This window comes from Steroidobacter sp. (genome assembly GCF_016790065.1).
Lineage (GTDB): Bacteria > Pseudomonadota > Gammaproteobacteria > Steroidobacterales > Steroidobacteraceae > Steroidobacter.
This window is the reverse complement of sequence record NZ_JAEUPY010000147.1, coordinates 1-7486: the sequence shown is the minus strand read 5'-3', so window position 1 is coordinate 7486 and position 7486 is coordinate 1. Positions and strand designations below refer to the sequence as shown.

Here is a 7486-nt window from a genome sequence, read left to right as displayed (position 1 = left end):
GCCATGATGGAAAGGAGCGGGCCGAACGTTTCTTCGGACATGACGCGCATCCGATGATCGACCCCGATCAGTAGCTGAGGAGCGAGATAGGCCGCGCCAAGCGAGTATGCGCCGAAGGGCGCGGGGTCGATGAGAGCTTCGGCACCTTGTTCGATAGCTTCGTCGATCTGTTGCTGCACGAACGCAGCGGCCGAGGCTTTAACCATGGGGCCCAGGGTTGTTGACTGATCCAGTGGGTTGCCTAAACGATATTGACGCACTAGCGTGACTGCGCGCGCCACAAAGTCGTCATAGCATGATGCGTGTACATAGGCGCGCTCGATGCCGCAGCAGGACTGACCCGAGTTGAACAGTGCGCCATCGATGACTGTGTCGACCGCATGAGGGAGGTCGGCGTCGGCGCGAACATAGGCTGGATCTTTGCCACCGAGTTCCAGGCCGACGCCAATGAACCGCTGACTTGCCGCAGTTTGGACGATCCGCCCGGCCGACACCGATCCGGTAAACGCGACGAAGTCTATGGTTTCGTCGGCTACGACGGCGGCTACGTCCGGATGGGACAGGCACAGGTTCTGGAAAACGCCGGCCGGCAGTCCAGCCGCATCGAACGCTTGTTGCAATCGTTCGGCTGTCAGCATTGTTTGCGCGGCATGCTTGAGAATGACCGTATTTCCGGCGAGAAGCGCCGGAGCAATCGTGTTGATGGCGGTCAGCAGGGGATAGTTCCACGGCGCGATCACTAGGACCGTGCCCAAGGGCTGGCGACGTAGATAACGCCGCAAACCGGCCATCGGGGTCGGGTTGATATCGGCGAGTGAGGGCTCGGCGACATCGGTCATGTATTGCACGCGTGCAGCTATGCCGCGTAGTTCACCCGGCGATTGTATGATGGGGCGGCCTATCTGCCGGGTAATTTCCTCGGCGACTTCTGACGTCCGCTCCACCAGCCATGCGATTGCCGTCGATAAAAAGACCGAGCGCTCACGTATGGTCAAGGAGGACCATACGCTGCGCGCGCGCCGTGCGCTTTGTAGCGCCAGCGCGATCTGGGTCGGGCTGGCGTAAGTGCGGGTAAACAGCAATTGCCCGTCAATGGGTGAGATCGTTTCGATGTCAGGCGTCGTTTGCATTTTGCTCATGACTGCTGCGCCTTCATCCGCCTGACAGTTCGCGATACGTCTGATCAAGCACGCTTTCGAGCGTCGAGAAGATCCAATCGTTCTGCGCCCCAGTGAGGATGAAAGCGGGCGCGAGAACGAGTGATGATCCCAAAGGCCGGACGATCAATCCGCGCAGACGCGCGGCTCGTGCAATTCGCTCACCGATCCGAGCTGCGCCTGGAAAGGCTTGCCGGGTCGACTTGTCAGCCACGATCTCCAGCGCGCCCATGAGGCCGACACCGCGCGCCTCGGCTACCATGGGATGTTCGGCCATTGCTGATAGGCGCGACTGAAAGGGTTTGGACTGTGTGCGAACGTTCTCGAGTACGCCGTCTTCAACGATGATTCGAATCGCTTCGAGTGATACCGCGCAGCCGACCGGATGCCCCGCGGTAGTGAAGCCATGTGGAAACTCTTCCCACTGCTGGCATGCCTCGGTGACCCGAGTATCGATCTGCTTCGATAACATCACGGCGCCCATCGGAAAGTAACCCGCCGACATGCTTTTCGAGGCGACGATGATGTCCGGTGCGATGTCTAAGGTCTGGCAGCCCCAGATGTTGCCGGTGCGCCCGAAGCCGCAAATCACCTCATCGGCGACCAGCGGGATGCCGTGGCGGCGAAGAATCGGTTGAATCCGTTTGAAATAGGAAGCAGGCGGCACGATCACGCCCCCGGCACCTTGCACTGGCTCGGCAAAGAAGCCTGCGATGGTGTCGGTACCTTCAGCGAGAATCAGGCGCTCGAGGTTGTCTGCCAGACGATGACAGAAGGCGTCGTCACTTTCGCCAGCATTGCCGTAGCGCCATGCATGCGGACAATCGGCCATCACGACTTCCGGCAGCGGCAGCCCGAAGGCTTTCACATAGTCTTTGCCAGTGAGGCTGCTCGTCATCACTGCCGAACCGTGGTACGCACCTTTACGTGAGATGAGCTTGCGCCGCTGCGGTTGACCCTCGCCGCTCCACATTAGCCACAACAGTTTCACGACCGACTCGTTCGCCTCGGAGCCTGAGTTCGTGAAGAACACACGACTCATGGGCGCCGGTGCCAGTTCGAGCATGCGTTCTGCTAGCGCCACGGCGGGTTGAGAGTTGCGGCCAAAGAACGTGTGATAGCCAGGTAGAGCTTCGTACTGCTTGGCTGCTACGCGCGCCAAGCGATGTTCACTGAAGCCTAGGGTCATATTCCATAGGCCTGCGTTCGCCTCGAGATACCGATTGCCCTCGGTGTCGTACACATACATTCCATCGCCGCGTTCCATGACTGTCGGCCCATCCTGCTGTAAGGACGGCAGATCCGAGAACGTGTGAAAAAAGCTTCGCAGCTCACGCTGCTCCCAGGAATGGGGGTTGGGTGTCATGGGTGCTCCTGTGTGGTCGGGTGGCCGGCGAGTCCGGCCCGTACCCTAGTGGTAAGGGACTATGGTTCCATAAAAAACCATAAATAAATAGTAATGGCGTTGATATTGGGTTTTTATTAGATCATAGTCCCAATACAAGTTGAAGGAGACTTCCGTTGCGCACCGCCTGTCCGCCGCCGCCGCTTGCTGGCCGCATGACCCCCGACCAACTCCAGCAGGCCGTGCGCGACGGGCAGATCGACACGGTGGTCGTGTGCATGACCGACCTTCAGGGGCGGCTGATTGGCAAGCGATTGACCGCGCGTTTCTTTGTGGATACCGGCTTTGCGCCACAGATGTTTTGCGACTATCTGCTGGCCACCGATATGGAAATGACGCTGGTGGATGGATTCGAGGCCTCATCGTGGTCGCGAGGCTATGGCGACCTCGCTCTCGTACCCGATATGAATACGCTACGTGCTGTGCCTTGGCTCCCAGGCACGGCCATCGTGCTTGCCGACGTGACGGACCAACATGGCAAGCCACTGGCGCATTCGCCGCGGCAGATATTGAAGCATCAGCTCGATCGACTAGCCGCTCTCGGCGTCGAAGCCGACATGGCGGCGGAGTACGAGTTCTATCTATTCAACATGAGTTTTGAAGAGGCGCGCGCGGTCGGATATCGCGCGCTCAAACCCGCTAGTTGGTACCCGCAAGATGGACATGTCTTTCAAAGCAGCAAGGACGAGCCGGTCATCCGTCGGATCCGCAACCTGATGGATCAGGCTGACATCCCCATCGAAGGTTCCAAGGCCGAGTGGAGCGCGGGCCAGCAGGAGATCAACCTGCAATATTGTGAAGCGCTCGAAATGGCGGACCGTCTCGCGCTCTATAAAAACGGCTGCAAAGAGATCGCGCAGCAGAACAATCAGGCCGTCAGCTTCATGGCCAAGCTCGATGATTCGCTCGCGGGGAGTTCATTTCATATTCATCTGTCATTGCGGGACCGGGTGAACGGTCGCGCAGTGTTCCTGGACGAGCAGCGGCCACTCGCGATGTCTCGCGCGTTCGAGCATTTTCTGGCAGGCGCTTTAGAGCATGCTCCTGCGGCCACTTACTTTTGGGCGCCGTACATCAACTCCTATCGCAGGTTTCGCGCGGGTACGTTTGCGCCAACACGGATCGCATGGTCGGTCGATAATCGTACGACCTCTTTCCGCGTGCTGGGCAGCGGCCGAAGTCTGCGTTTCGAGTGCCGTGTGCCAGGTGCTGATGTGAATCCGTATCTAGCGTTCGCAGCGCTGCTGGCGGCAGGTCTGGCCGGTCTAGAGGCGCAGTTGTCGCTGCCGCCGGCGTTCAATGGCGATTGCTATCAGTCAGGAGTGCCGAGTATTCCGGTATCGCTACCGGCAGCACTAGCGCAGCTGGAATCCTCCACTGTGTTCGGGACTGCGTTCGGTGTGGACGTGATCCGGCACTATCTGCATTGTGGCCGGTGGGAATGGGCCCAGTCGGAAGCGGGGGTGACGGATTGGGAGCGCATTCGGTACTTCGAGCGGGTGTAGATGGTTGAAGAATCCATGCGATGCATCGGTCATACTCGCGCCAGCGGGAAGTGGACCAGGTGTCACGGCGACGCTCGGATCCCATCAAAGAGAGGAGCCTGTCGTGACCGATCAATCTGTGCCGCAACTGGCATCAGAGATAGCACAACAAATTGTCTCGTATGCGCGGCGTAAGGGGTTGAGCGCAGGCGCACGCCTCGCGCAGCGTACGCTCGCCGAAGAATTCGGCGTTTCGCGTTCTCCCATTCGCAGCGCTATGAAGCTGCTGGCCGATCGCGGCATCATGCAGATCGACGATGAGACGGGGACGTACGTGCTCGCGGAGCTTCCAGACAGCGAGGACTTCGATAGCGGCGTGGTTCCCAGTTCGCCCGTGGAAACGCTCTATATGTCGCTCGTGAAGGATCGCTTCGCTGGTGAGCTATTGGAGGACGTGACGGAGTCGGATCTGATGCGACGCTATTCCGTCGCACGTGCGGTGCTTCGGCACGCGCTACTGCGCCTCGCGAATGAAGGTCTCGTACAACGTCGCAGAGGCTACGGCTGGCATTTCCTGCCGATGATCGATTCGAAGGAAGCAGACCGGCAGAGCTATCAGTACCGCCTTGCCATCGAACCGGCGGTGCTGCGCTCGGAGACGTTCAAACCGGTGCAGGATCGCTTGCTACGTTGTCGGGCTGCGCACGCGGAGATGCTGGCCGGCATGATCGAGCGCGTGTCGGGGGCGCGATTCTACGAACTCAACACCGAGTTCCATGAAATGCTTGCCGAGTTCTCCGGCAACACGTTTTTTCTGCAGGCAATCCAGCAGCAGCACCGGTTGCGGCGTGCGGTCGAGTACGAGTCGTTCGTCTGGTCGGAGCGCATGCGAGAATCCTGTCAGGAGCATATCAATGTCATCGACGCGATTGTCGCTGGTGATATGGAGTGGGCGGCATCGTTGATGATTCATCACTTGAAAATGTCGCAACGGGGTGGGTTGCCGTTCGCCGCGACGCTGCCAGCCGGGGAGTAACGGCACTGGCTATCGAGGAGGGTCGATGCGTGCCATGGCGGACTCAATGAAGCGTCCGAGCAGCGGTGCGTCGCTCAGCAACGAGCTGTCGTTACGGTCGTGAAATTCCGGATGCCACTGCACACCGACTGCAAAGCTTGCATCCTTCAGCGCTACGGCTTCGACAATGCCGTCATCTGGGGAAAGTGCGTGAACGGCAAGGCCGTCGGCTAGCCGATCGATCGCCTGGTGGTGAATCGAGTTGACTCGGCTGTGCCGCTGGTTTGCAGAGCTCATCCAAGAATCGCGTGTGACTTCGATCGGGTGGAAGTTCTGATCGTAGAGCATGGAGTCGCGATGCCTGACTCGCTCGCCGAGTTGGCTGGGCAGATCCTGGATCAATGTGCCCCCAAGCGCCACGTTTAGTAATTGCATGCCACGACAGACCGCCAGGATCGGTTTGTCCACAGCGAGAAAGGCCTTCGTCAGGGCTATCTCATAAAGGTCACGTGCGCGATCGCCGCACCACTCTGGCCGCAGCGGATGCTGGCCATAACTTTGCGGCGACAGGTCCGCGCCACCATGCAATACGAGCGCGTCGAGACAATGTGAATACTCTTCGATGCGCTCGTTCTCCGGCGTTGCCGGAACGAGTACCGGCAGTGCGCCGCTGCTGCTTACCCATGCAACTAGCGACCGCTCCACGTATTGTAGAGCCTTGCCTGTAAAGAGCGATCGATTCGAATTCGCGGCTTCGAAGCAGACCGAGACTCCGACCCTCAGTGTGCGCATCGCTGGCGCAAGTTCGCATGAGTCACTGGCCAGCACTTCATTGACGGCGCAAAACTTTCGTGAAGAAGTCGAGCGCCGGCTCAAGCAGCAGTTCGTGGCTGACTCCAGGGACGACACAATGATCGACATCGATACCGTGCTTGCGCAGGCTCTCTCCCAGTGAGGCTAGGCGCTCCACGCGTGTTTTGCCGGATGCGGTGATGCCTTCCATCCAGAACGGCCAGCCCGGTTGCACGGCGATTTCCCAAGTCGCCGTGTCATCGCTGCCTACCAGTGTCTGAACGGCGACCTTGCGTAGGGCGTCGAGGTTTAATTCCTTGCCGAAGATGCTGGAGAAGTTGCGGACGCCACACCACCAGTCTCGCTCGAAGTCGAGCAGCGTGACGACGCCGGGCGCATCGATTGCGACTGCGCTCAGGCGCTCGGGGTGCACGTATAGGAAGCGATGCGCGAAGTGCGCGCCGCCCGAGAACCCGAATAGGCAGAACCGCGCCGCATCGAGCCGGTAAATCTCGGCGACCTCGCTGATCATCGACAGCAATAGCAAATCGAAGCGAATGCCTTTGAAACTCACAAACTTGTAATTCTCAGTGCCCCGCGCGTCGGGAATGCCGCAAGGGAAGAGGGGGCATAGCACCAGGCAGTGATGTTCATCGGCAAAGCCGGCGGCTCTCTCTTGGTAGGCGAACGGATTGCGGCCCGTGCCATGGACGAACACGGCAAGTTTCAGCGGTTGTGGATCGCTGGGTTGATAACTCTTGGGTACGTACAGGCAGTAGCTGAATCGTTGATCTGCCTGGCAGGCAAACAGGGGCGTCGCGCCCTTTTCATAAAAGCCCAGATCCGACGCGTTGCCATTCGGTCCCACTGCAATCTCCCCATTCGCTGACTGACTCATGGCGCGCAAGATAAAGGAAGTTCCAAATTGGCGCAATAATTGTTTACTGTTTTGGTACCAATTATGGGTATAGTAATGACACGAGCTGCTACGAGTGCTGGCGGAAGCCGGCTTGGATCAGCGGCTTTGTCTTAGCAGTGATGAATCAGAGGAGCTAGCGATCATGAAGCAGTCGATTGAGTTGAAGCATTTGCCCGCGGCGGTACCGGCCGAGATTCTGCAAGACTTCAAAGATGTGCCCACCGCGTTGTTGGCTGATACCGATGACGGTGTGGTCTCGTTGGGGCAGCCGCTGGTGGCGATGACTAGCAAAACCTGCTTCATCGGGGAGGCGCTAACGATCTCGACCGGTAGCATGGCGCAGTGGAAGGCCCTCGAGATGGCGAGGCGCGGTCACGTACTCATCATCGCCGCGCAAGGCCGGCCCGAGGCGGAGTTCGGGGCGATCTATGTGCACCTCGCCTTGCAAAAGGGAATCGCAGCCATCGTGACGGATGGGTTGATTCGCGATCGCGAAGAGATCGCGCGGCTGGATATTCCTGTGTTCGCCTGTGGCAGTCACCCCTCGTCGCCCGCGGATGCGACTGTGGGGCGCGTCGGTTATCCGATCGACTTGCAGGGTGTTCGCATCGAGGCGGGCGAGGTCATCGTCGGTGATGACGATGGCGTAGCGATCGTGCCTCACGTGGTTCTGACGACGGTGCGAGACAAGCTGACCACGCAGCGCAAGCGAGA

7 protein-coding genes are annotated in these 7486 nt (G+C 59.3%); 3 read left to right on the top strand and 4 right to left on the bottom strand.

All coding sequences use genetic code 11. The annotated features are described in order from the left end of the window. Together JNL55_RS06250 and JNL55_RS06245 are read right to left on the bottom strand one after the other, a co-directional pair. The coding region (locus JNL55_RS06250) for an aldehyde dehydrogenase family protein (RefSeq protein ID WP_293850818.1) at nt 1–1139 on the bottom strand (1139 nt) is incomplete at its 3' end. Nucleotides 1140–1152: 13 nt separating this feature from the next. Continuing rightward, nucleotides 1153–2523: an aminotransferase gene (locus JNL55_RS06245; RefSeq protein ID WP_293850816.1), complete on the bottom strand. Its 1371-nt coding sequence runs from the start codon at nt 2521–2523 to the stop codon at nt 1153–1155. A 194-nt stretch (nt 2524–2717) separates the two neighbouring features. On the opposite strand from JNL55_RS06245, the gene JNL55_RS06240 reads away from it, so the two are divergent. After that, nucleotides 2718–4067, top strand: coding sequence for a glutamine synthetase family protein (locus JNL55_RS06240; RefSeq protein WP_415923017.1), 1350 nt, complete (start codon nt 2718–2720; stop codon nt 4065–4067). Nucleotides 4068–4170: 103 nt separating this feature from the next. Beyond that, nucleotides 4171–5082, top strand: a complete 912-nt coding sequence (locus JNL55_RS06235) for a GntR family transcriptional regulator (RefSeq protein ID WP_293850813.1) — start codon at nt 4171–4173, stop codon at nt 5080–5082. A gap of 9 nt (nt 5083–5091) precedes the next feature. On the opposite strand, the gene JNL55_RS06230 is transcribed toward JNL55_RS06235, so the two are convergent. Together JNL55_RS06230 and JNL55_RS06225 are read right to left on the bottom strand one after the other, a co-directional pair. After that, on the bottom strand, nt 5092–5853 hold the full coding sequence (locus tag JNL55_RS06230; protein WP_293850810.1) for a gamma-glutamyl-gamma-aminobutyrate hydrolase family protein: 762 nt from the start codon (nt 5851–5853) through the stop codon (nt 5092–5094). A 37-nt stretch (nt 5854–5890) separates the two neighbouring features. Next, nucleotides 5891–6721 (bottom strand): alpha/beta hydrolase, encoded by an 831-nt coding sequence (locus JNL55_RS06225; RefSeq protein WP_293850807.1) that lies wholly within the window; start codon nt 6719–6721, stop codon nt 5891–5893. Between the two features lie 193 nt (nt 6722–6914). On the opposite strand from JNL55_RS06225, the gene JNL55_RS06220 reads away from it, so the two are divergent. Then, nucleotides 6915–7486, top strand: a 572-nt coding sequence (locus tag JNL55_RS06220; RefSeq protein ID WP_293850805.1) for an RraA family protein, incomplete at its 3' end; no start/stop codon positions are given.

What these genes read in the sequence shown, in the direction of transcription:
- JNL55_RS06245 (WP_293850816.1), bottom strand. Translation starts at nt 2,523, where the DNA reads ATGACACCCAACCCCCATTCCTGGGAGCAGCGTGAGCTGCGAAGCTTT.
- JNL55_RS06240 (WP_415923017.1), top strand. Translation starts at nt 2,718, where the DNA reads ATGACCCCCGACCAACTCCAGCAGGCCGTGCGCGACGGGCAGATCGAC.
- JNL55_RS06230 (WP_293850810.1), bottom strand. Translation starts at nt 5,853, where the DNA reads ATGCGCACACTGAGGGTCGGAGTCTCGGTCTGCTTCGAAGCCGCGAAT.